23 protein-coding genes are annotated in these 23,089 nt (G+C 60.7%); 7 read left to right on the top strand and 16 right to left on the bottom strand.

Going from position 1 to position 23,089, the window contains the following annotated elements; translation table 11 throughout:
• Positions 1 to 56: 56 nt before the first annotated feature.
• Both EPK99_RS20175 and EPK99_RS20170 read right to left on the bottom strand, forming a co-directional pair.
• Positions 57 to 260, bottom strand: a complete 204-nt coding sequence (locus EPK99_RS20175) for a hypothetical protein (protein ID WP_128444864.1) — start codon at positions 258 to 260, stop codon at positions 57 to 59.
• A 175-nt stretch (positions 261 to 435) separates the two neighbouring features.
• Entirely contained in the window at positions 436 to 1,224 is a 789-nt protein-coding gene (locus EPK99_RS20170; protein ID WP_128444863.1) for an SDR family oxidoreductase, read from the bottom strand.
• A 249-nt stretch (positions 1,225 to 1,473) separates the two neighbouring features.
• On the opposite strand from EPK99_RS20170, the gene EPK99_RS20165 reads away from it, so the two are divergent.
• Positions 1,474 to 3,135 (top strand): electron transfer flavoprotein-ubiquinone oxidoreductase, encoded by a 1,662-nt coding sequence (locus EPK99_RS20165; protein ID WP_128444862.1) that lies wholly within the window; start codon positions 1,474 to 1,476, stop codon positions 3,133 to 3,135.
• 78 nt (positions 3,136 to 3,213) lie between these two features.
• Here the strand turns inward: EPK99_RS20165 and EPK99_RS20160 are convergent, their stop codons facing one another.
• The gene (locus EPK99_RS20160; RefSeq protein WP_128444861.1) at positions 3,214 to 3,579 is read right to left on the bottom strand and encodes a type II toxin-antitoxin system VapC family toxin; all 366 of its coding nucleotides are present in this window, start codon (positions 3,577 to 3,579) and stop codon (positions 3,214 to 3,216) included.
• Positions 3,576 to 3,809 (bottom strand): type II toxin-antitoxin system VapB family antitoxin, encoded by a 234-nt coding sequence (locus tag EPK99_RS20155; protein ID WP_128444860.1) that lies wholly within the window; start codon positions 3,807 to 3,809, stop codon positions 3,576 to 3,578. The genes EPK99_RS20160 and EPK99_RS20155 overlap by 4 nt, the downstream gene beginning before the upstream one ends.
• A gap of 175 nt (positions 3,810 to 3,984) precedes the next feature.
• Here EPK99_RS20155 and EPK99_RS20150 point away from each other — a divergent pair, with 175 nt between their 5' ends.
• Positions 3,985 to 4,596 carry a L,D-transpeptidase gene (locus tag EPK99_RS20150; RefSeq protein ID WP_128444859.1) on the top strand — a complete coding sequence of 204 codons (612 nt, stop codon included), beginning with the start codon at positions 3,985 to 3,987 and terminating at the stop codon, positions 4,594 to 4,596.
• 54 nt (positions 4,597 to 4,650) lie between these two features.
• On the opposite strand, the gene EPK99_RS20145 is transcribed toward EPK99_RS20150, so the two are convergent.
• Together EPK99_RS20145 and EPK99_RS20140 are read right to left on the bottom strand one after the other, a co-directional pair.
• Complete coding sequence (locus EPK99_RS20145; RefSeq protein WP_128444858.1) at positions 4,651 to 5,067, bottom strand: DoxX family protein; 417 nt, start codon at positions 5,065 to 5,067, stop codon at positions 4,651 to 4,653.
• Between the two features lie 133 nt (positions 5,068 to 5,200).
• The gene (locus EPK99_RS20140; protein WP_128444857.1) at positions 5,201 to 6,439 is read right to left on the bottom strand and encodes an MFS transporter; all 1,239 of its coding nucleotides are present in this window, start codon (positions 6,437 to 6,439) and stop codon (positions 5,201 to 5,203) included.
• 257 nt (positions 6,440 to 6,696) lie between these two features.
• On the opposite strand from EPK99_RS20140, the gene EPK99_RS20135 reads away from it, so the two are divergent.
• Positions 6,697 to 7,635: a diacylglycerol/lipid kinase family protein gene (locus EPK99_RS20135; RefSeq protein WP_128444856.1), complete on the top strand. Its 939-nt coding sequence runs from the start codon at positions 6,697 to 6,699 to the stop codon at positions 7,633 to 7,635.
• Between the two features lie 269 nt (positions 7,636 to 7,904).
• A complete protein-coding gene (locus EPK99_RS20130) occupies positions 7,905 to 8,240 on the top strand; it encodes a hypothetical protein (RefSeq protein WP_245582494.1) in 336 nt (111 codons plus the stop codon).
• A gap of 27 nt (positions 8,241 to 8,267) precedes the next feature.
• Here EPK99_RS20130 and EPK99_RS20125 read toward each other — a convergent pair whose 3' ends face one another.
• From EPK99_RS20125 to EPK99_RS20115, 3 genes are all read right to left on the bottom strand, one after another.
• A complete protein-coding gene (locus tag EPK99_RS20125) occupies positions 8,268 to 8,945 on the bottom strand; it encodes a spermidine synthase (RefSeq protein ID WP_128444855.1) in 678 nt (225 codons plus the stop codon).
• 87 nt (positions 8,946 to 9,032) lie between these two features.
• Positions 9,033 to 11,285: a mechanosensitive ion channel family protein gene (locus EPK99_RS20120; protein ID WP_128444854.1), complete on the bottom strand. Its 2,253-nt coding sequence runs from the start codon at positions 11,283 to 11,285 to the stop codon at positions 9,033 to 9,035.
• Positions 11,286 to 11,395: 110 nt separating this feature from the next.
• Positions 11,396 to 12,733: a glutamine synthetase family protein gene (locus EPK99_RS20115; RefSeq protein ID WP_128444853.1), complete on the bottom strand. Its 1,338-nt coding sequence runs from the start codon at positions 12,731 to 12,733 to the stop codon at positions 11,396 to 11,398.
• Between the two features lie 87 nt (positions 12,734 to 12,820).
• Here EPK99_RS20115 and EPK99_RS20110 point away from each other — a divergent pair, with 87 nt between their 5' ends.
• Complete coding sequence (locus EPK99_RS20110) at positions 12,821 to 14,188, top strand: aspartate aminotransferase family protein (RefSeq protein WP_128444852.1); 1,368 nt, start codon at positions 12,821 to 12,823, stop codon at positions 14,186 to 14,188.
• Here EPK99_RS20110 and EPK99_RS20105 read toward each other — a convergent pair.
• Genes EPK99_RS20105 through EPK99_RS20095 form a run of 3 tightly spaced genes read right to left on the bottom strand, consistent with a single transcriptional unit; the run spans position 14,178 to position 18,254 of the window.
• The gene (locus EPK99_RS20105) at positions 14,178 to 15,722 is read right to left on the bottom strand and encodes an ArnT family glycosyltransferase (protein ID WP_128444851.1); all 1,545 of its coding nucleotides are present in this window, start codon (positions 15,720 to 15,722) and stop codon (positions 14,178 to 14,180) included. The genes EPK99_RS20110 and EPK99_RS20105 overlap by 11 nt on opposite strands.
• A 23-nt stretch (positions 15,723 to 15,745) precedes the next feature.
• Positions 15,746 to 17,251: an ArnT family glycosyltransferase gene (locus EPK99_RS20100; protein ID WP_245582493.1), complete on the bottom strand. Its 1,506-nt coding sequence runs from the start codon at positions 17,249 to 17,251 to the stop codon at positions 15,746 to 15,748.
• A complete protein-coding gene (locus tag EPK99_RS20095; protein WP_128444850.1) occupies positions 17,235 to 18,254 on the bottom strand; it encodes a glycosyltransferase family 2 protein in 1,020 nt (339 codons plus the stop codon). The genes EPK99_RS20100 and EPK99_RS20095 overlap by 17 nt, the downstream gene beginning before the upstream one ends.
• Before the next feature lie 80 nt (positions 18,255 to 18,334).
• On the opposite strand from EPK99_RS20095, the gene EPK99_RS20090 reads away from it, so the two are divergent.
• Entirely contained in the window at positions 18,335 to 19,297 is a 963-nt protein-coding gene (locus EPK99_RS20090; RefSeq protein ID WP_128445024.1) for a lysylphosphatidylglycerol synthase transmembrane domain-containing protein, read from the top strand.
• Here EPK99_RS20090 and vapC read toward each other — a convergent pair whose 3' ends face one another.
• The 4 genes from vapC to EPK99_RS20070 all read right to left on the bottom strand — a co-directional run bounded on the left by vapC (position 19,298) and on the right by EPK99_RS20070 (position 22,256).
• The gene (gene vapC / locus EPK99_RS20085) at positions 19,298 to 19,687 is read right to left on the bottom strand and encodes a type II toxin-antitoxin system VapC family toxin (RefSeq protein ID WP_128444849.1); all 390 of its coding nucleotides are present in this window, start codon (positions 19,685 to 19,687) and stop codon (positions 19,298 to 19,300) included.
• Entirely contained in the window at positions 19,684 to 19,920 is a 237-nt protein-coding gene (locus EPK99_RS20080) for a type II toxin-antitoxin system VapB family antitoxin (protein ID WP_128444848.1), read from the bottom strand. Before EPK99_RS20080 ends, vapC begins: the two co-directional genes overlap by 4 nt.
• Positions 19,921 to 19,980: 60 nt before the next feature.
• Positions 19,981 to 21,483, bottom strand: coding sequence for an AMP nucleosidase (gene amn / locus EPK99_RS20075; protein ID WP_128444847.1), 1,503 nt, complete (start codon positions 21,481 to 21,483; stop codon positions 19,981 to 19,983).
• A gap of 437 nt (positions 21,484 to 21,920) precedes the next feature.
• On the bottom strand, positions 21,921 to 22,256 hold the full coding sequence (locus EPK99_RS20070; protein ID WP_128444846.1) for a DUF2147 domain-containing protein: 336 nt from the start codon (positions 22,254 to 22,256) through the stop codon (positions 21,921 to 21,923).
• Between the two features lie 472 nt (positions 22,257 to 22,728).
• Between EPK99_RS20070 and EPK99_RS20065 the strand changes: the two genes are divergently transcribed.
• Positions 22,729 to 22,995, top strand: coding sequence for an SEL1-like repeat protein (locus EPK99_RS20065; RefSeq protein ID WP_128444845.1), 267 nt, complete (start codon positions 22,729 to 22,731; stop codon positions 22,993 to 22,995).
• Positions 22,996 to 23,089 lie beyond the last annotated feature (94 nt).

The raw sequence follows: 23,089 nt of genomic DNA, 5'->3' as shown, positions 1-23,089 counted from the left end.
ATGAACCAGTTAAGTTAACGTAAGAAGGGATTAAATCTTGGTAATGAAGAGAAGCGTCAGCGAATGAAGCGCCGGCCCGCCCAGAAGATCGCAAGCCCTAAGATAAAAAGCAGGGCGCCGCGCCAGATCCAGGGCGACTGGTTGATCATGAAGCTCGTGGCCGGGTAGGGAAAAAGGCCGGTGCCCTGGCTGATCCAGACAAGGCCGATCAGCGCTGCAAGCAACCCAGTAATGGAAACGCCCGCTCTTACCACAACCATGCCTGCCTCCCGTCGTGATCAACTTCAATGACCATAGGGCGAGCGAAGGGACAAGGCGAGACGCAATCGCGTGAGATGCGCGCTTGCGGAGCATATCCATGGGCCTTGAGGCAATGCCCCTGATGGTGACGGTGCCTCAGGGAAGGCACCGTGGTCGCGGGCGCAGCTTGGCCGTTCAGATGGATCGGGCTGCTCCACCATCGACGCGCAGCATCGTGCCGGTAATGTAGCTGGCAGGGCCTGAGCAGAGGAAAGCTCCGGCGGCCCCGAACTCTTCCACCGTGCCGAGACGGCCGACCGGGATCGTCTTCAGCGATGCGGAACGAACCTCCTCAACGCTCTTGCCCTGACGCTTGGCATTGGCACCGTCGAGTTCATCGATCCGGTCCGTGTGAATGCGGCCGGGCAGCAGCATATTGGCCGTGATCCCGAAGCCGGCGACTTCCGTGGCCAGCGTCTTGTTCCAGCCGACAAGAGCTGCGCGCAAAGTGTTCGACAGGGCAAGGTTGGGGATGGGTTCGATCACGCCGGAAGAGGCGACCGTCAGGATCCGCCCGAAGCTCTGTGCCTTCATCTGGGGCACCAGCGCATTGGTGAGCGTGATGACGCGCAGCACCATGGACTGGAAGAATGTATCAAGCTTGGCGATGCTCATGTCTTCGACGGTGCCTGGCGTCGGGCCGCCGGTATTGTTGACGAGGATGTCGATCCCGCCCAGTTTGTCCTCTACGGCTGCGACCATGGCTTCGATGAAATTGTCTTCTGCAAGATCGCCCCGGACCCAATCGGCCTTGCCCTTGCCGGCAGCATTGATTTCCTTGCAGTTTTCCAGCAGCCGGTCACCAGAGCGCCCGACCAGCAGGACGTTTGCGCCCTCGGCGGCTAGTGCCTTGGCAATGCCGAGGCCGAGGCCGCGTGATGAAGCAAGAACGAGAGCGCGTTTGCCGGTGAGGCCGAGATCCATGGTGCAGTTCCTTGCATGTCGTGACTGGAGTCGCGCCTTTTATAGCAGCGTCCGCCGGTGCCGGAAGACTGAACTTGCCAGCCGCCGCATGTGGCGTTAATTACGTGTACGTAAACGTAAGAAATCGACCTTTGCCCTAAGCGCAATTGATACCGTTGAGGACGCAATCGCGGCTCGACAACGGGTAAGGTCTTTGCCAAGACAGACATTAAACAATACGCCGGAAGGGGCCGGCGAGCGGAGTTGAGAATGAGCGAGCAAGACCTTCCCGAACGCGAGAGCATGGAATTCGACGTGGTTGTTGTCGGTGCGGGGCCTGCCGGCCTGTCCGCGGCAATCCGTCTGAAGCAGATCAACCCGGATCTCTCCGTCGTCGTGCTGGAAAAGGGCTCGGAGGTCGGAGCGCATATCCTGTCCGGCGCCGTTGTCGATCCTTCGGGCGTCGACAAGCTTCTGCCGGGTTGGCGCGAGGAGGAGGGCCACCCCTTCAAGCAACCTGTGACGGCCGACCACTTCCTGTTTTTGGGCCCCGCGGGCTCGGTGCGCCTGCCGAACATGTTCATGCCGCCGCTGATGAACAATCACGGCAATTACATCGTGTCGCTCGGCAATGTCTGTCGGTGGCTCGCCGAAAAGGCCGAGGCGCTTGGCGTCGAGATCTATCCGGGATTCGCTGCAACGGAAGTCCTCTACAACGAGGCGGGTGCCGTGGTGGGTGTCGCGACCGGTGATATGGGCGTGGAGCGCAATGGCGAACCCGGCCCGGCCTTTACTCGCGGCATGGAACTACGCGGCAAATATGTGCTGATCGGCGAAGGCGTTCGCGGGTCGCTGGCCAAGCAGCTTATCGCGCGCTTCGATCTGCAGAAGGATCGTGAGCCGCAGAAATACGGCATCGGCTTGAAGGAACTCTGGCAGGTGAAGCCGGAAAACCACCGTCCCGGCCTTGTTCAGCACTCCTTCGGCTGGCCGCTCGGCATGTCCACAGGCGGCGGCTCGTTCCTCTATCACCTCGAGGACAATCTTGTTGCCGTCGGCTTCGTGGTCCACCTCAACTACAAGAACCCCTATCTCTACCCCTTCGAAGAGTTCCAGCGCTTCAAGACGCACGAGGCCATTCGCGGCACGTTCGAAGGCGCAAAGCGTCTCTCCTACGGCGCCCGCGCCATTACCGAAGGCGGTTATCAGTCGGTTCCCAAGCTCACCTTCCCGGGCGGGTCGCTGATCGGCTGTTCCGCCGGTCTGGTCAACGTGCCGCGCATCAAGGGCAGCCACAACGCGGTTCTCTCCGGTATTCTTGCCGCAGACAATATCGCCGCCGCACTTGCCGCCGGCCGCGCCAATGACGAAGTCATCGAGATCGAGAACCAATGGCGCAATACAGCAATCGGCACCGATCTACGGCGCGTGCGCAACGTCAAGCCGCTCTGGTCTAAGCTTGGTACTGGCTTGGGCATCGCGCTTGGCGGGCTCGATATGTGGACCAACCAGCTCTTCGGCTTCTCCCTCTTCGGAACCATGAAGCATGGCAAGACGGACGCGGCATCGTTGGAGCCGGCAGCCAAGCACAAGCGCATCGACTATCCGAAGCCCGACGGCGTGCTGACCTTCGACCGGCTATCGTCCGTCTTCCTGTCCAACACCAATCACGAGGAGGACCAGCCGATCCATCTTCAGGTCAAGGATATGGACCTGCAGAAGCGCTCCGAGCTTGAAGTCTACGGCGGTCCTTCGACCCGCTATTGCCCGGCCGGCGTCTATGAATGGGTGGAGAAGGATGGCGAAGAGGTTTACGTCATCAACGCGCAGAACTGCGTTCACTGCAAGACCTGCGACATCAAGGACCCGAACCAGAATATCAACTGGGTCCCGCCGCAAGGCGGTGAAGGGCCATTGTATCAGAGCATGTGAGATCGAAGACAGGAATGATGGGGCGCCATAGAAATAGGTCTGTGCGCCGTCAAGCCTGATGAGCGGTACGACTACTCACTAAGGCTGATAGCTAAGGGCAAGAGCCACTGCAACCCGTACAAGGCGTTTATCGCGCGTGTACAGCCGGGTGCTTTCGAGCAGGCTGGCTGATGCGAGTAGATGTGCATCGACGTAGCCGATCCCGCTTCCCATGAGTGAATGCTCTCTGATCATTGCCAAAACTTCACTGTCACTGGCCGTTACGACTTGCGGCAGTTCTGAAAGCGATCGAAGAACCAGATCGTAGCGCTGCATCGGCCCAAGGGCTATTTCTCCGATAACGAAAGGATGCACGAGGATCTGCTTTCGTTTGAGTAGAAACTCGACATGCTCTTCGCGCTTCCGGAGATGATCGATCCAAATCGATGTGTCGAGAAGGATCACTCGGACTGATCCCACTCCGAGCCGCCCCAAGTGCCGTCGACGTTCCACCGGCGTCTTGGCGGAACTCGCATGTCTGGCTCGGAGCCTCCAAGCAGGATAAGGCGCCGGGCGGCTTCGTCCTGGATCAGGCGCGTCAGCGCCTCCTTCAAGAGAGCTGATCGCTCCTTGATACCCGTGACCTCTTGTGCACGGGCGATAAGTTTGTCGTCAAGTGTGACTGTCGTTCTCATAGGAAGCCTCTCCTGCATCAAAAATAGCATCTGATAATGCGGATTTCAATGCGCTGTCCTACATGGTGCAATCGCGGAGACGTTTGCCATTAACCTTTCGCAGTCAGCGTTTAGCACTTCATTAACAATAATTTTTTACTCCTTGGTCATCTTCACGACGCACCAAGGATTCTTCATGTCGATCTCCCGCCGCGGCTTTCTCGCCGGCCTGCCGCTCATGCTGGCCGGCTGCGCTTCCACCTATAGCGAGCAGAACAATTACGCCGCGCTGCCCAATGAAGAATATCCGCTGCGACAGGTCCCGATCGATCGGATCAAGCCCGAGTTGCGCCGCACGGAAGTCGCCTATGAAACGTCCCATCCCGCAGGCACGGTGATCGTCGATACACCGGCCCGCCGCGCCTATTACCTGCTGGGCGAGGGCCGCGCCATCCGTTATGGCGTCGGCGTCGGTCGTGAGGGCCTGGCATTTTCAGGCGGCGCCTATGTCGGCCGCAAGGCGGAATGGCCTACCTGGACGCCGACCGCAAACATGATGCAGCGCGAGCCACGTTACCGGGAATTGGCAGGCGGCATGCCGGGCGGCCCGATGAACCCGCTCGGCGCGCGAGCCATGTATCTCTACCGCGACGGCAACGACACGCATTTCCGCATCCACGGCACCAACCAGCCCCAGTCAATCGGTCACGCCATGTCAAGCGGCTGCATCCGCATGATGAACCACGATGTCATCGACCTTTACGAGCGCGTCAAAGTCGGCGCCCGGGTAGTGGTCATTCAGGCCTGATCAATCATCTTGTACAAGGAAGATCGCGGCAAAAGCTGAGCCGCGGTCTCCCGGTCAGCGAGACTTCCAGGCGACCACCATCAGCCCGCCGATAACGGTGATGTGCTCCATGACCACATAAAACTCCATGGTCTTGAACGGCTCTTCCATAGCCCAGAACGTATGGGCGATTGGGATGGTGAGCGCGGTGAAGACGGCCAGTGCTCCGGCGCCGAGCCATGTCCAGCGATTGAGGATGATCAGTGCTGAGCCGGCCAGTTGCGTGACGATCACCGCGATGTTGAAGGCGACCGCCGGCTCGAGACCGAAATGGGTCATTTCGGCAACCCCGCCATTGAAGTCGATCAGCTTCGAAAGGCCGCTTCCCCAATACATGAAAGTCAACATGGCTCGGGCCAGATAGCCGAACCAGGTCGTGCCCGTCAGTGCCTCCAACGGATTGCCGAATGTGCTTGTCTGTGAAGTCGCCATCATATCCCCCTTTTGGTGCCCTCAGTGTAAAGGTAGCACCGGTGGGCGATAGCAGGAAGATGGAGCATCGGCTGCCCCGGCTCAGCCAAAAGTCGAGCTTCGTTTTGGATCGAGCGCTCGGGTAGAAGGCAATCTAAACCCTGGCCTGGCGCTTTTCGAGGGTGACGGAAATACCGAAGACGCACAGGCCGAGCAGCGAGAGCAGGGCGCCCACATAGCCGGTCGCTGCAAAGCCCCAGCCCCATGTGATAACCAGGCCGCCAAGCCAGGCACCGAGCGCATTGGCGATATTGAACGCCGAATGGTTGGAGGCCGCCGCCAGCGTCTGTGCATCCGCCGCCACATCCATCAGCCGCGTCTGCAGGGCAGGACCCGGTGCAAAGCCGCAACCTACCAGGAAGACGGTGATGTAAAGCGCAATCGGATTATGCGAGAAAAGCGCGAAGCACAGCATGACCACGATGTAGAAGACCATGGAGCCGCCGATCGTGCCTTTCAGCGACCAGTCGGCAAGCCGCGAGCCGACGACATTGCCGACATTCATGCCGATCCCGAAAAGCGCTAGCACGATCGAGACCATGCCGACCGGTAGCCCTGCCATGACGGTGGTGGTCGAGGCGATATAGCTGAACACGGAAAACATGCCGCCGAAGCCGATGGCCGAGATGCCGAGCGTCAGCCAGACTTGGGTGCGGCCAAACGCGCTGAGTTCGCGGCGGATGCTCGCTCCCTCCTGAACCTTGTCACGCGGCAGGAAGTACCACAGCAGGGCGACCGTCAAAGCGCCGATGCCGCCGACAAGCAGGAAGGCCGCGCGCCAGTTGAGGCTCTGGCCGAGGAAGGTAGCAAGCGGCGTTCCGGCAAGCGTGGCGATCGTCAAGCCCAGCATGACGCGCCCGACAGCCCGGGCACGCTTGTTCGGCGGAACCATAGATGCAGCCACGAGCGAGGCAACGCCAAAATAGGCGCCGTGCGGCAGGCCTGTTAAGAAACGGAGTGCCGTGAAGCTCCAGAATGTCGGCGCCATTGCGCTGAGGATATTGCCGATCGCAAAAAGCCCTATCAGGCACAACAGCAGCAGGCGACGCGGCAGCTTTGCAGCGAGCACTGCGATGATCGGCGCACCGACAACGACGCCGAGAGCATAGGCGCTAATGACGTAGCCGGCACGGGGAATGCTGACCTCGAATGTGGAGGCGACCTCCGGCAAAAGACCCATGATGACGAATTCGCCCGTGCCGATGCCGAAGCCGCCGACGGCAAGTGCAATGACGATCAAGGCGACCGCAAGTGGTGAAAGAGCCACTGCAGCCTCCTGCCTCTCTGCATCGAATTCCTCTGCAGAATCAAGGCGCGCTGCACTTTTGCTCATGATAACGTCTGTTCGGGATAAGGTGGGAAAAAAAGCGGGTTAGGCGTGGATGCCTACCCGCCCTGGAGGTGTAGGTCAACAATGACCTGTCATTTGAGTATCATGAACTTGTGCATTGCGGTAGATTGGATTTATATTTGTTGCAATATTCACGGCATTGTGTCTCGTGGTGTGATTCTTGCCTCCCCAACCGCCGCGCAACCATTTGGTTCCTGGTCCGTTGTGGGTCCGGGCTAAACGCCGGGGACTTGCCAGACATGAATCTGTTTGCCGTGTTTAACCGCGATGGCGGTACTTTCAGGACGACCGACATGAGCGCTTATTGCGCCCATGCAACGAAGACGTTCGAGGCGGCAGGTCACCAGATCGAATGTCATGTGGTTTCCGGCGACAAGGTCGTCGAGACCATGGAACGCGCAGCTTCAACCAACGGTATAGATGCGCTGATTGCCGGGGGCGGCGACGGAACCATTTCCTCGGCCGCGCGGATCGCCTGGAAAGGGCAGATCGCGCTTGGCGTGGTGCCGGCTGGCACGATGAACCTTTTCGCCCGCTCGTTGAAATTGCCGCTAGACATATGGGAAGTGCTCGATGCGCTCGCAGTGGCCGTTCCGGAAAATATCGACATCGCCAGCGCCAACGGCCAGAGCTTTGTCCACCAGTTCTCCGCCGGCCTCCATGCCCGCATGGTGCGCTATCGTAACTCCATGGATTTCGCCTCCCGCCTCGGCAAGATGCGGGCCAGCATGCGGGCGGCCGTCGGCGTCATGTTCAATCCGCCGGAATTCGAGGTGGAGTTCACCATGGACGGCAAGACCGGCTATCGGAAGGTATCGGCCATATCGGTCTCCAACAACGAGTTCGGCAGAGATCCGCTCATGTACGCGGACGACCTGACGCGCGGACATCTCGGCTTCTATATTGCCGAACCTCTGAAGCCCGCTGGCGTTGCAAGGCTTACCTTCGACATTCTGCGCGGTCGATTGAAGGAGAGTGCGTCAGTCACGGCCATGACGGCGACGCAGTTGGAGCTTCATTTTCCCCGCCATCGTCACGACGTGCGCTGCGTCATCGATGGCGAACTTTTGCCCATGAAACGCGACGTGCTGCTGAAGATCCATGCCGGCGAATTGAAGGTGCTGGTAAACAGTGTTCATGGCCAGGAAGCTCGGGACCTGCTGGATAATGCCCGGTGATAAGCACCCGTGCACTCCCAAAGCAGGTCTGCAAGAGGCAAATTATGAGGGGTTAAGGCCTCGAAAGAGGCGCGAATCAACTTTGTTCGTCGTCTTTCGCATTTTCAGGGTCCCCAAACCCGCAATTTTGGCGCATAGAAGAGGGAGCCAAAGGCTTTCACCTTCCCGTCATCGGTGCAGGGCCGTGCGAAGCTGTTGTCAAATCACATGAACAGCACCGTAGGCAACCAAGATGACAGGGCACCGATCTTCCGAAAAGGACCCGTAGTTTGAACGCGACGACTAGACCCGAACCGGCAGCAGCAAATGCTGCCCATGATGCCATTCTCACCCCTACGCAGATCCGGGGTCTCAAGCTCGCCAAGGATGGCGATCTGTTTCCGCAGGAAGCCAAGCGGTGGACGCATCTGAACGCGACGGCCACCTATGCGCGCACGGACAGGTTCAAGGAGCGCCCGCAGAAGATCAAGTTCCTGACGACGACCACCGTCAACGAACTGCGGGAACTCGGGCTCATTCAAAGCCTCAACCCGGACCTTCCTCCGGAAGAGGCCTCGCACGGCATTACTATGGCCGGCAAGATCTGGCTCTTGAAGAACAAGTAGGCCTGTCGCACTGTCGGTAGAGGATTATCACTCCGCCTTTACCGCCAGCCAGATGACATGCCTTGCGCCGCCCCGCTTGCCGTTGGCGCGCATGTTCACGACCTCGGCGGTGAAGCCGGCATCCTTCAGCCGACGCGTGAAGCGCGGATCCGGACCGGACGACCAGACAGCAAGCACGCCGCCCGGACGCAGTGCGTCCCGGCTGGCGCGCAATCCGACCGCATCGTAGAGGCGGTCGTTGGACGGGCGGGTCAAGCCGTCCGGGCCATTGTCGACATCGAGCAGGATGGCGTCGAAGCGGTTATTGACCGACCGGATAAGCCCTGCCACATCACCCTCATGGATTTCGACGCGTGGATCGTCCAGACAGCCTTGGAAAACTCCCGCCATCGGGCCACGCGCCCAAGCAATGACGGTTGGCACCAGTTCCGCAACCGTGACGCGGGCGTTGGATGGCAGAACGGAAAGCGCTGCCCGCAGGGTGAAGCCCATGCCGAGCCCGCCGATCAGCATGGTGGGCGCAGTCCGACCCCGGAGCTTCTCCTGCGCCAGCGTTGCCAGAGCTTCTTCCGAGCCGCTCAGCCGGCTGTTCATCAGCTCATTGGCGCCAAGCATGATGGAGAATTCCTGGCCGCGTTGTTTCAAGCGCAGTTCGCCGCCATCTCCGGGAATGGTCGCGGAATCGAGTTGAATCCAGGGCAGCATAAAATTTCACCTCTTTGGGTGTCGCTCTACCCGACACGTATCGCCAAGATCAAGCCTGTGCGCCTGTAGCCACGCTGCCTTCGGTCGTCATATGGCGACGGACGTAAGCGACGGAGGAGAGGAGCTCGCGGCCGCAGCCTCCACGACGCTGGTCGAGTTCGATCGGACCGTGACCGCGTTCGATGCGAATTCCAGCCCGGCCTCCTTGCAGGCAGCGATCAGCCGCTTCATCGCCTCCCGCTTCAGGATGCTGGGATTGCCGGGCAGGCAGGTGAACTTGAAGCGCACGATCATCGAGGTTTCGGTGATGTCCTGAATGCCCTGCATCTTCAGCGGGATCAGGAACTCCGGCCCGTATTCCGGATCTTCCAGCATGCCCAGGCCCACCTTTTTTGCAGCCTTGCGGATGACTTCCGCATCGCTGTCGCGTTCGAAGCGCAGCTGGAACTTGATAGTACCCCAATCGCGGCTGAAATTGCTGACGGACGTAATCTGGCCGAACGGGATCGTATGGATCGGCCCGTTATGGTGACGGAGCCGCACCGAACGGACCGTGATCTGCTCCACTGTTCCTTGCAGCTTGCCGGTATTGATATATTCCCCGATCCGGAAGGCGTCATCAACGATGAAGAAGATGCCGGAGACAACATCCTTCACCAATGCCTGCGAGCCGAAGGAAAGCGCCAGGCCCAGTACGCCGAAGCCTGCCAGGAGTGGCGCGACATTGAGGCCGAGCGAACTCAGGATAATCAATCCGCCGACCGCCAGCACGGCGCCCAGCACGAGGTTGCGGATCACCGGAAGTGCGGTCGAAAGCCGGCTGGTGGGCTTCTTCTCGGCTTGCTCGTCCTCCTGGCCCGGAAGCATGACCTGCTGCTGCGGCGCAATCGATTCGGCATATTTCCAGACGAAGGTGTAGACGGCCCAGCTTGCCGCGATCGCCAGGCTGAAACGCTCCAGCCAAATGATCCAGCCTGTGGCAAGCACGGCTTCCCCCTGCATGAGCGGCCACCAGATGCGGGTAATGAGATGCAGCCCGATTATCCAGGCGGCGCCGGCCAGCACGACCCGGAGGCTTGCCAGGAAAGACGACCAGAAGCCGTGGCCATGGGTCGCTTCCCAATGCAGAGTGATCTCGTCCATCAGGGCATGGGCACCCAATGCAAGAACGGGTACGATCAGCAGGATCATCTGTGTGCTGCCGGCGGCAAAGGTCCAGCGCGGGCTATCGGTCGTGCCTGCGACAAGGAAGCCCCCCAGCCAGATGAAAATGGCCGTCGCGATATAGAATTCCGGCAACAGGTTGCCGATGACCCTGCGCACAAGGCCGGGCTTGGCGCCCAGGAAGGCATCGCGGATACTTTCTCGTCCTCCAATGAACCAGGTAAGTTTCAAGACAACCAGCACCATGTTGCCGATCAGGAACCAGCCGTCGATCGACCCTTTCTCCAGACCCAGCGCATGGGCAAGCCTCACACTTTCGCTCAGGCAGGCGCTGATGAGGCCGTAGGAGACCAGCATGCGGTAATGCCAATGGGGATTGCGGATGTCGATCAGCGGTGTTCCGTGCCGGTCGGGCAGGAACAGGAAGCGTGCGACGACGATGTAGACGGAGGAGACGAAGGCCGCGGTGACGATCCCTTCGCCAAGTTGGAATGCGGTCGTTGTCGCTTCGCTTGCCAGATGAAGCACGAGTTTAGAGGCTGCAAGAAAGAAGCCTATCGAAGCAAGGTCAATGAGAAGGCAGCGGATGGCCCGGCGGAACGTCCCGGCAACCCTGTGGGTCACCATGCGGCGAGACACGAGCATCTGCAGGAGCGAGCGCACCAGAAAAGTCGCTCCCGCGCCGGCTGCCACGGATAAAATGCCGGCCAGCACCGCCCGGCCGTAGCTGCTATTTTCCGCCTCGAGCTTGGCAGCCGTCGTCGCAATCATGCCGGAAAGGCCGGAAAGACCAGCCAGCGCAACCGTTGCGCCGCGAAGAAGGGCGTCGGAAGACCGCTCCCAGGACGCCATGCCCATGCTACCGGCGGCCATTTCGGGCGTCGATTCCATTGCCGGGGTCGGTGTTGCTGGAGCAGGCGCTATCGGTGCGGGTGGAGCAGTCGCGGCCACGGCAGTAGCGCCGGCTGGCGAGGTTTTGGCTTGCTCCACCTGCACCGTGACCGGTCGCCCCGTCTGGGCGGCAAGATCAAGCACCTGCTGCACATCCGAAGCGCTCTGGCCCTGGTGGAGAATGATCGTCAGCGGCGCGTCCTGCGCGAGCGCCGGCGAAGCAACTCCGAAGATCGCCGCCAGACCTATGACGGCAGCCCGGCAGAACGGCATCAGCTTTTCCATCGGCGCTACCAACCCATCCGCTGACACAGCATGTCTGTTACCCCCTGAGGGCCATCATATGGCCAATACGCCCATCCCGCCAGTCGCTCCCGCATCCACGGGCTGGCACCTCAGATCCGTGGCAGATAGGTCCGGTAGTCGAAGTCGGAGACCGTTCGCAGATAGGTGATCGCCTCCTTGCGCTTCGTATCTCCGTAGAGCTTCTGATAGCGCTCGCCGAAGGCGTCCCGGATGAAGGGAGATGCGGAAAACTCTTCCACTGCCGTCAGGAAATCATGCGTCAGGCGCTGTCCGCCTGTGGGTGGTTCCTTGCCGGGCTCGGTGGCGGGACCCGGATCGAGCGCCTCGTCCAGACCAAGCAGCATGCCGCCAAGGATCGCCGTCAGCAGCAGGTAGGGATTGGCATCGGCACCCGCCACGCGATGCTCGACGCGGGCTGCTGGCCCTTTGGCATCCGGAATGCGGATCGCCGTACCGCGATGGCCAAATCCCCAATCTATGTCCACCGGCGCAAAGGAGCCCGGCTGAAAGCGGCGGTAGGAATTGGCAAAGGGCGCAAAGATCAGCTGTGCTTCGCGCATGGTCTTCAGCAGCCCGGCCGTCACGGATTTCAGCCGAACCGGATCGTTATCCCCAGCATCGAGCACGTTTCTGCCGTCGGCATCGATCACGCTGGCATGGACATGCAGGCCGGACCCGGCATGATCCGCATAAGGTTTTGCCATGCAGGTGGATTTCAGACCATGCTTGCGGGCGGCCTGTTCGGCAATGCGCTTCAAATAGATGCAGTCGTCCGCGGCAGCCAGCGCATCGGCGCGGTGCAGGAGGTTGATCTCGAACTGTCCCGGCCCGAATTCCGCCGTCGTGGCATCTGCCGGCAGTTCCTGAAGCTTTGCCCAGGCCCGCACCGTCTGTAGGTAAGCATCGAGCGTGTCCACGGCATTCATGTCGTAAAGCTGGAACCCGTTTGGCTCGTCGCGATAGCGCAGCCGGGCCGGAGGCTGTGGCCTGCCCGTTTCCCGCCAGTCATCCTCGACCACGTAGAACTCGAGTTCCGTGGCAACGACCGGCGTCAGGCCACGCTTGCGATAGCGCTCCAGCATGGCGGCAAGGATGGCCCGTGGATCGATAAAGCTCGGAGTGCCGTCCATCTCGTGCATGGTCGCCAGCACCTGAACGGACCCAGCCGGCGCCCATGGCATCGGTGCAAGGCTCCGGCTGTCGGGGATACACTGCCCATCCGGATCGCCGACCGACATCGAAAGCCCGGTAAACTCGTCATTGTCATACCCCCAGATATCGAGCGACTGGGTGGACGAGGGCAGGCGCACAGTCCCGTCCCAGACCTTCTTCTGCGCCTCGAGCGGGATTTGCTTTCCGCGCAGATCGCCGTTCATGCCGACGAGAAGGATTTCGATGCGGGGCGGGCTGGTGTCGTGGGACGTCATGCCAACTTCTTTGGGGGGTGTTGCGGAAACCCATTCGTAGCCGATAGAAACTAACCAGACAATCTGGGAACCGGCCGGGAGAACAGCATGAACGACGCACCAAAGATTTCGAATCTCGCGGCGATCGACGCCGCCCATCATCTCCATCCGTTCTCGGACATGAAACAGCTGAACGCCAAGGGCACGCGGATCATCGAACGTGCAGAAGGCGTCTTCATCTACGACTCGACGGGCAAGCGATATCTGGATGCCTTTGCGGGTCTGTGGTGCGTCAATGTCGGCTATGGCCGCACTTCGATTGCCGAGGCTGCTCGCAGGCAGATGGAGGAGCTGCCCTATTACAACAGCTTCTTCGGCACCACGACGCCGCCTGCAACCCTGCTCGCCCAGAAGATCGCCTCCCATACTGGCGGCAAGCTGAACCGCATCTTCTTCACGAATTCCGGCTCCGAAGCCACCGATACCTGGTTCCGCATCGCCCGCGTCTACTGGAAGGCGCTGGGCAAGCCGGAAAAGACCGAAGTGATCGCCCGCAAGAATGGCTATCACGGCTCTACCGTTGCCGGCGCATCGCTCGGCGGCATGAAGCTGATGCACGAGCAGGGCAATCTGCCGATCGAAGGTGTACATCACATCGGCCAGCCCTATTGGTATGCCGAAGGCGGCGACCTTACCCCTGACGAGTTCGGCCTCAAGGTCGCCCGCGAATTGGAGGCGAAGATCGACGAGCTTGGCGAGGACCGGGTGGCGGCGTTCGTCGCCGAACCTATTCAGGGCGCCGGCGGTGTCATCATTCCACCGGACACCTACTGGCCGAAGATTGCCCGCATCTGCAAAGCGCGCAACATCCTGTTGGTCTCGGACGAAGTGATCTGCGGCTTCGGCCGGCTGGGCTCCTGGTTCGGCTATCAGCACTTCGGGATCGAACCGGATCTTGCGCCCATCGCCAAGGGACTTTCATCAGGCTACCTGCCGATCGGCGGCGTCATGGTTTCCGACCGGGTTGCCGATGTCATGGTCAACGAGCTGGGAGAATTCTACCATGGCTTCACCTATTCGGGTCATCCGGTCTGCGCGGCCGCGGCCTTGGAGAACATCCGCATCATCGAGGATGAAGGCCTGGTGGAGCGGGTGCGCGACGATATTGGCCCCTATTTCGCCGCCGCCTGGAAAAGCCTGGAGGATCACGAGGTCGTCGGCCAGGCGGAAAGCGTCGGCTTGATGGGTGCGGTGCAGCTTGCGGCGGACAAGGCAACGCGCCGCCGGTATTCGAAGCCGGACGATATCGGTACGCTGGTGCGCAACCACTGCGTCGAGAATGGGGTTATCCTGCGCGCCACCGGTGACCGCATGCTGGCCTCTCCGGCGCTGACGATCAGCCGCTCTGAGGTCGATCAGGTGGTGGAAAAGCTTCGCCACGCCCTCGACCACCTGCGCGACACGGTCACGGCGTAGGTTTGATCTCGCGCGGAAGGTCGATCACCGCGTACCCGAACCGGTATTGGTCACCCGCTCGACCCCAGGCGTAAGGATAGCTCACGATGGCCGATTCGGTAGGCGCTATCGTGACCTGTTCTTCCTTTAGATACTGAGCAAAGCTCTCCTCCAGCGATGACGGCGGGCTGCCGTCCGAATTGCGCCAGACGAGCACGATACGGTCGAATTCCAGCACCGGTTGCGGCGGCAGGCCGAGCGGCGGCCGAAGCGTCAGCACCGGCAGGTCGCCAAGGTTGAAGTGCAGATTTCCTGCCAGCTGCCCATCGCCCGCCACCACAACCGTATTGGCCCTGGCCGCCTTTTCCGTGACGAGGGTAGCGATGCTTGCAAAGGGGATGTTGACGTAGCCGTATTTGCCGGTGAAGGCCGAGCTTGCGACGCGTCCGAAAAGTATCGTGGGAATCAGCACCATGATAACGGCTGCCACCCCCCAAAGCCGGCGTAGACCCAGCATTGCCGGTATCTTCGCTGCATCCACCTTGAGCGCAATATAGAGAGGAGCCGCCAGCAGGATGGGGGCAAGCCAGCGGTCCCTTACGTTCTCAAGCCCTGCGAACAGGATCATCAGCACGATCACACCAAGGCAGAGGGCCAGAATGCGTCCCACGAGCCGGGTCCACGGATTGGTTGCGACGACAACAGGTTTGATATGCTCTCGGAACACCAGCGAGAAGATCACCAGTGTCAGGGCAAGGAAGCCGAGCGTGGAAAGGGCGAGCGAACCGAACCCGTCCACAAGGCTGATGAGGAAGCCGGTCTTGTCGTCCACCAGCTTCTTCATCGTATGGCTTTCGGAAGCCTCGAAATTGTTGATGAGCCAGAAGGCATGCGGCGAGACGATAGCGAGAGCCAGCAGCCCAGCCGGCAGGATGCGCCAGTCCAGCAATTTCTTGCGCATGCTCCGGTCCATCAGCACCGCGACGCCTGCGGCCAGAGGCACAACCGCGAAATTATATTTGGTGATGCCGCCGATTCCGGTCGCGAGACCCAGCAACAGGAAGGTCGAAAGCGATGGTTTCGCAATCACGCGGAACAGAGCATAGAGAAAGAGCGATACCCCGAACATTGCAGCCACGGTGTGACTGAGATCCCGCTGCGCCTCGAAGGCAACCTGCGGAATGGTGAGCAGCCCGAGTGCCGCAACGATGGCGAGCCGCTTGTCGGTCAGCACCTGCCGGGCGGCCAGCCAGTAGAAGAGATATGTCAAGAAAAGCAGCACGTTCTTGAGCAGCGATAGCGTCAAGAGCGACATGCCCAGGCTGTGGACCGCTGCATATTCGAGCCAGTTGTAGAAGGGCGGCTGCGAACTGTAGCCCGCCAGCAGCCACTGGGAGAAATAGGTCTGTTCCGCTTCGTCCAGTTCCAGTCCGTGCGGCAGCACGAGCCGCACCATAAGGTTGACCAGGAAATAACAGCCGAGCACGATCAGCAGCATCTTGCCGCGGGTCAGCCGGCTGCTATCGTCTTCGATGGATGTCTCTGCCGGCTGCAAGGGGCGCTCCAAACTTTGTGTTTTCAGTGCCCGTCGATCCAGGCATAGCCGAATCGAGCCTTCATCTGGCCGCCCGAATAGGGATAGGGCACCTCAAGGGTACGGATGTCGAGCGCCGCGCTCTTGCCGCCCTGAGCGTCCAGGAAGATCTTCAGATCTTCAGGCAAGGCCGTGGTGGCAGCGTCTGACCTCCAGATCGCCAGGCCGGTCCTGGCCCAGCTGGCCGGATCGGGCAGCGGCCCCTCTGGGAAGGACGGAAGCACCACGCGTGCCTGCGGTGCCGCCAGCCGTGCCCCCGCCGCCATGGCCAGATCCCCCGCAATCACGAAGGCAGGCTCGGTGTGACCCGGCTCGGCCAAGGCCTGCCGTACGGCGTCAGCGGCGGGCAGGTTTTCCTTGGCGGTGCGGCCGAGCGACGGCGAGACGATATTGCCGACGACAAGATAGAGGATGAAGCCGAAGGCGAGGATGAACACGGGCAAGGCGAACCGCGCTGTGCCGCGCCTGGTGTCTGCGCCCGCCGCGTCGAGCTTGAGGCAGAGATAGAGCGGCAGCAGCATGACGAAAGGCGACAGCCATTTCTGGCTGATGGTGGTGGCGCCGAGCCCGATGCCGATCAGGCCGACGAGCAGAATGCAGAGCAGGAAGGCCCGGCCGATAACGCGGGTCCACATGCTGCTGGCCGGCCAAGACTTGAGGAGGTCGCGACGGAAACCGATCAGCGCGAAGGCGAGAAGTGGGACAAGGCTGTCCAGCGTCGACGCCACCAGCATGACGAGGCCGTTCAGCCGGTCGAAAAGCGGATCGCCGGTGGCGTCATTGCGCATGGAGTTGATCGTGCCGACGGTCGCTGCTTGAAGGTTTTGGATCACCCAGAGCGCATGCGGCAGGCAGATGATGGCGGCGATCGCGAGTGCCGGCAGGATACGCCAGTCGAACAGCCGTCGGCGCAGTTCAGCCTCCGGCAAAATGGCGAGAATGGCAGCGACTGGAACCACGACGAAATTGTATTTGGAGATCGTGCCAAGTCCGACCGCGATACCGGTCAGGAGATAGGCGCCAAGGCTTGGACGTGTCAACGCAAGCAGGAAGGCGTAGAGGAAGAAGGAGACCGCCCACATGGTCGCAACCGCATGGGTGAGGTCGCGTTGCGCGAGCACCGATACGGAGGGCAGGGCCAGCACGCCCAGCATGGCGGCATAGGGCAGGGCGCGGTCCTTGACGATCAGGCGCGCCGCCATGCCGTAGAACAGGCAGCAGAGGAAAAGCAGCCCGTTCTTGAGAATGGAAAGGGCGGCGATCGAAGGCCCGAGCAGGTGCACGAACCCGTATTGCAGCCAGTTGTAGAAGGGAGGCTGGCGGCCATAACCAAGCAGCAGGAACTGCGACAGGAAAAGCTGCTCGGATTCGTCGGTCTGCACGCCGTCCGACCGCAGAATGCGGACGGCCACAGCGATGACGTAATAGGCCGCGATCAGCCAGAGCACGAGCTCCGGCCGGCGGCTGAGCGCCTCATGGATGCGCCGCATCGCCCTCGTACACTTCCCTGACGATATAGCTGAGTTCGGTGTCTTCGCGGTAATAGGTTCTGGCGATCATCTCGGCCAGAATGCCGGTGGTGATCATCTGCACAGCCGACAGGAACAGCATGACCCCGATCATGAACAGCGGACGTGTGCCGATATCGTTGCCCATGATGAACTTGTCGACGAACAGATAGGCGAGGATGATCGCCGAGATCGCCCCGAGGCCCAGGCCGAGCGAGCCGAAAAAGTGGCCCGGACGCGCCTTGAAGCGCATGAAGAACATCACCGACAGAAGATCGAGAATGACCCGAAAGGTGCGGGAGATGCCGTACTTCGAAACCCCGTGCTGGCGTGCATGGTGGGTGACGGGCATTTCGCCGATGCGGGAGCTCGGCACCACACCGGCAACCCAGGCCGGGATGAAACGGTGCATCTCGCCCATCAGCTTGACCTGCTTGATGATGGAGCTGCGATAGATCTTAAGGGAACAGCCGTAGTCGTGCAGCCGCACGCCTGTGATGCGCCCGATCAGCCGGTTGGCGATGAAGGACGGTATCTTGCGCAGGACAAGGCCGTCCTTGCGGTTCTTGCGCCAGCCGACGAGCAGATCCAGCTCGCGGCGTTCCAGCTCGGCGACCATGCCGGGAATGTCCTTCGGGTCGTTCTGGAGGTCGCCGTCGAGGGTAGCGATCAGCCGCCCCTGTGCCTGGGTAATGCCTGCCTGCATGGCGGCCGTCTGGCCGAAATTGCGCTGCAGGGCGACGACCTTCAGGTCAAGGCCAGGGCGGTTCACGGCGCTGCGGGCATTGACGATCGTCGCATCCGTGCTTCCGTCGTCAACCAGGATGAGTTCCCATCGCGGGCCATAGCTGACCATGGCGGCAGTGATCCGGTCGATCAGCGGCCCGACGCTTTCCTCTTCGTTGAAGAGCGGGACCACGAGCGACAGTTCGATGGGGTCAACCGTCTCGATGCGGTTGCTGACGGACTCAGCTGTTGTACGCACCTTGCGTTTCTCCTAAACCACGGGCTCGATTGGCGGCCTTCATGGCTGCGGAACCCGATTTCACATGGGGCACCTACTATATGAAGAATTCCCCGGTTGCCAGCCGCCCCGCATGGATAATTCGCAACGCCATGACGCTGGCAACCGTTGCGATCATCCTGCTTTATGCCCTCTTCATCCAGTGGGTATGGGGTTGGGAGACAGTGATCTCGCTCTGGGCTGCGGCTGGCTGGGGATCGGCATTGCTGGCCATGCTGCTGCTGCTTGCCACCTATGTGCTGCGCACCTGGCGTATCTACGACTATTTCCCGCGCGAAACGGGCGGGCATTTCGGCGTTCTTCTGCGTCTCGTTCAGGTGCATAACCTGCTGAACATCATGCTTCCGTTCCGGACCGGAGAGGCGAGCTTTCCGCTGTTGATGAAGCGCGAATTCGGCCTGCCACTCGCGCGGGGCACGGCGGCACTCTTCGTCATGCGCCTTTTCGATCTGCACGCGCTGCTGGCCGCCGCCGGCACCGGCCTGGCCCTGCAGGACGGTCGTCCTTGGGCCTGGGCGCTCTGGCTGGTCTTTCTGCTGCTGCCTGCCGCCGCCTTTGGGATGCGCCGCCATGCTCTGTCCATGCTGACAAGGCTTTTGCCGCGCAAGGCACAGGCGCTTCTGCATGAGGTGGAGGCGGGGCTACCCGCAGACGCATCCGCCTTCATGCGCGCCTGGGGTGCCACCCTGATCAACTGGTTCACCAAGATTGCGGTGCTGGCGTGGGTGCTAGGCCTGCTCGGGCATCTGCCGGTGGCCGCGAGCTTCGGCGGCGCACTTGGCGGCGAGCTGTCCTCGGTTCTGCCGGTTCATGCGCCGGCCGGCGTCGGCACCTACCCGGCTGGCATCACTGCGGGAGCGCTCGCCTTCGGCGCCGACACGGCAAAACCAGCGCTCGACGCGCTCGCGCAGGCCGCCGTCAATACGCATCTGCTTGTCATCGTTTCGTCGCTGGCGGGGACGGCGCTTTCGCTGTTTGCAGCGAGGCGGAGAGTGCGGGGCTGATCAGGCGATCTGCAGCCCCAGATATTCCGCCATCGGGAGGTAATCCTTATCCGAATGCAGCAGGCTAAGGTCGTTTTCGATGCAATAGGTGCCGATGATGAGGTCGGCTGTCTTGCTCATGGTCCTTCCCCGGCTCCTCAGCAACCTGTAATTACGGGCTGCCTTTACGGCAAGATCCGGAGAAAGCAACGGCACAGCATCGAACGCGTGCATTCGCTTCCGAATTTCAGCGGCATGCTGTTCGCTCTGGGCGCCTTGTAATATCTCAAGCAGCACGAGATCGCCCAGAACGACCTCCTGAAGGTCTTCGATCTGGTAGAATTTCGTTGTCTGCAGGGTTGAGACACCACGCAGGACGGAGATCCAAACAGAACTATCGACCAAGATCATTCGGCGGCGTCTTGGTGGTCCGGCTCGATCATTTCTGGAACTCGTCCTTCACGCATGGCATCCAGGTCGCCGTACCAACCCATGCCCTTCAATTCCTCAAGAGCCTTCTTCCGGCTTCGGTGGCCGACAAAGTCCCGCAGAGCCTGATCCACAGCCGCCTTTTTCGTCGACATCCCGCCAAGCTCCATCGCCCGTGCGACCAAATCATCATCCAGATCGATGTTCGTGCGCATGCTCAACCTCGTGTGTATGGAATTCAGTTTTTATACACCAGTGCGCATGCCCGTGCAATATTACTGAAACGCGGTTTCGTAGAAGCTGCGCAGCTTGCGGGAATGCAGTGTCTCCACCGGCATGGCAGCAAGCTTCTGCACGGCACGGATGCCGATCTGCAGATGCTGGCTGACCTGCGTGCGATAGAAGGCAGTCGCCATGCCGGGCAACTTCAGCTCGCCATGCAGCGGTCGGTCGGACACGCATAGCAGCGTGCCGTAGGGTACGCGGAAGCGGAAGCCATTGGCGGCGATGGTCGCCGACTCCATGTCGAGCGCGATGGCGCGCGATTGGGACAGCCGCTTCACCGGCCCACGCTGATCGCGCAGTTCCCAGTTACGGTTGTCGATCGTGGCGACCGTGCCGGTCCGCATGATGCGCTTCAGCTCGAAACCTTCGTAGCCGGTCACTTCCTCGACGGCACTTTCAAGCGCCTGCTGCACTTCGGCAAGCGCGGGGATCGGCACCCAGACCGGCAGGTCGTCGTCCAGCACATGGTCCTCGCGCACATAGGCGTGAGCAAGGACGTAATCGCCGAGCCGCTGGCTGTTGCGCAGGCCCGCGCAGTGGCCCACCATCAGCCAGGCATGCGGGCGCAGCACAGCGATATGGTCGGTGATCGTCTTGGCATTGGAAGGCCCGACCCCGATATTGACGAGCGTGATGCCGCAATGGTCGTCCTTCTTGAGGTGATAGGCCGGCATTTGCGGCATGCGGGTCGCGACCAGCGTTTCCGGCCTGTCCTTGCCGGCAAGCGTTACGACATTGCCGGGCTCCACGAAGGCGGAATAGCCATCTCCGCCTTCTGCCATCAGCTTGCGGGCCCAGGCAGCAAACTCGTCTATATAGAACTGGTAGTTGGTGAACAGCACGAAGTTCTGGAAGTGCTGCGCCTCGGTTGCCGTATAGTGGCTGAGGCGTGCCAGCGAGTAGTCGATGCGCTGGGCGGTGAAAGGCGCAAGCGGGGCCGGCTGGCCGGGCAGGGCCTCATATTCCCCATTGGCGATCAGATCGTCCGTATTGTTGAGGTCGGGCGTGTCGAACAGGTCGCGCATGGGAATGTCGGCAAGCGCGCTGCTGCCGTAAGCCTCCACATTGGCGCCTTCGCCGAACGCGAAATGCAGCGGGATCGGCGTTGTCGATTCGGACACCGTGATCGGAACGCTGTGGTTGCGCATCAGGAGGTCGAGCTGCTCGATCAGGTAATCCCGGAAAAGGACCGGCCGGGTGATCGTGGTCGTGTAAATGCCGGGCGCTGTGACATGCCCATAGGACAGGCGCGAGTCGGCGTGGCCGAACGATGTCGTCTCGATGCTCACCTGCGGATAGCATGCGCGGTATCGCCCCGTGACGGCGGCGCCTTCGGCAAGGGCGCCAAAGGCGTCGATCAGGAAGCGGGTGTTACGCTCGTAAAGCGCCGTCAGCGCATCGACGGCTTCCACCGCATCGTGGCAAACCTGCGGCTGAGCCGGGCTCGGGCTGATGAAGGAAAGTGGGGGAAGGGAAAAGATTCGTGTGTTCATGGGCCATTATAGCGGGAACTCGTTGACAATCAAACGACGCCCGAAGCTCTTTGGCGCAAGGCTCAAAGCCTGCTTTTGCAGCCGGTGCCCTGTCCGTCGATGCAGAAAGGGGAGGTCACCCCCGCTGAGGCCCGCATGACGGATACCGGATGACGGGCGACCGCCGAGAACAAGAGTGCAAAGTTGATCATCAGCAATGTGAAGATCGTAAAACGCAGTCCCAGACCTTGCATGCTCTTGTCCCCCAGACTTGTCCCGATCTCTGCAGGATAAGCCCGCGGGCTGAACGGCCGCTGAGAAGACACTTCATCTGCGGTTCATCCCCGCAGGAGTGGGGAACGTGTCGGAGCGCCCCATCGTTGGTGCCGCCGCGGATTGGGCGCTCCTGTAGGCTCCATATATATATATGGAGAGAGACAGAATGCGTGTCTCGACCGTTAGAGCCTCGACCAGGTCTGCGACTTGCAGAGAATCTTCATGACACAACCCGTCATTTTCAACGAGTTGCCGGAGACAGAGCCAGACCCGCTATAGGTCTTGTCATTGGCCGGATCGGTGATCTCACCCGTATATTCGCCCTTCGTGCCGGCGAGTGAACCGATCTGCTTGCCGGCATGCTTGCCTGTCTTCAGCGTCACGCAGAAGGCACTGCCGCATTTGGCGATTTGCGCAGTTTCTCCGCTTGCCGTCTTCCAATTGCCTTCGATAGGCTCGGCAGCGCCGGCCTGTGCGGCAAACAGCGCCATGGCTGCAGCCAGTACCAGTCTCTTCATCCTCATCTCCTCCTGTCACGCTGCCGCACGCTCGATCATTAGCCGCGGCCGATCCTCCTCAGATCGAAACCGAAGAATATCTTACCCGCACGTAAAGGTAAACGGCCGTTTGCCGAGATCCGCGGTGCGAAAAGACGCGGTTTCCAATGAGTTTTCGAAGGAGAGCTTTTTTCGTAGTTAGGAAAGGGTGAAAAACCTCGGGTGAAGTTTTCGTAAAAATTGAGCCGTTTGCCTTGGAAACCAGGACCTCTGATGTTTAACAAAAACTCAAGTTTACCAAGTGTTTGAACTTTGTTTTCAGCGAATTAATCATGCTTTTTAGGCGTCTCTTGGAAGGTTTGGCGCATAGTGGGTTCATCAAACGAGCGGGAAACCCGCCGGCCGGAAAGATCGAAAAAGCCGCTTCAAGACGGTGATCTGAAGGCAAGAAAACAGGGCAGACGACGACAGGCTTCAACAGGGATCCAAACCGATGGCACGCTTTGAAATCAACTCTACCGATACGGCCACCATGGGTGGCGAAACCCGCGCCGATACCTTCTGCGATATGGGGCTGATGTATGCAACGGGGCGCGGTTGCGCCATCGACCTCGTCTCCGCCCACAAGTGGCTCAACATCGCCGCGATCAAGGGCTCCGACCGCGCCGCCGAGTTGCGCGCCGACCTAGCCCAGACGATGACGAAGATGCAGCTCGCCGCAGCACTCCGCGCGGCCCGCGAGTGGATGACCATACATTGATTGGCGCGTCGATCCGGCTTCGCCCGGATGCAAGCAACATCATCGCAGCCAATATAAAGAACAAGCACCAAGAGGGGCGGGGCACAGGCCGCAT

Origin of the sequence: Neorhizobium lilium, assembly GCF_004053875.1 — a bacterium.
In the GTDB taxonomy this organism is placed as follows: Bacteria; Pseudomonadota; Alphaproteobacteria; order Rhizobiales; family Rhizobiaceae; genus Neorhizobium; species Neorhizobium lilii.
The sequence above is the reverse complement of the archived record's forward strand: the minus strand, read 5'-3'. Positions and strand labels throughout refer to the sequence as shown.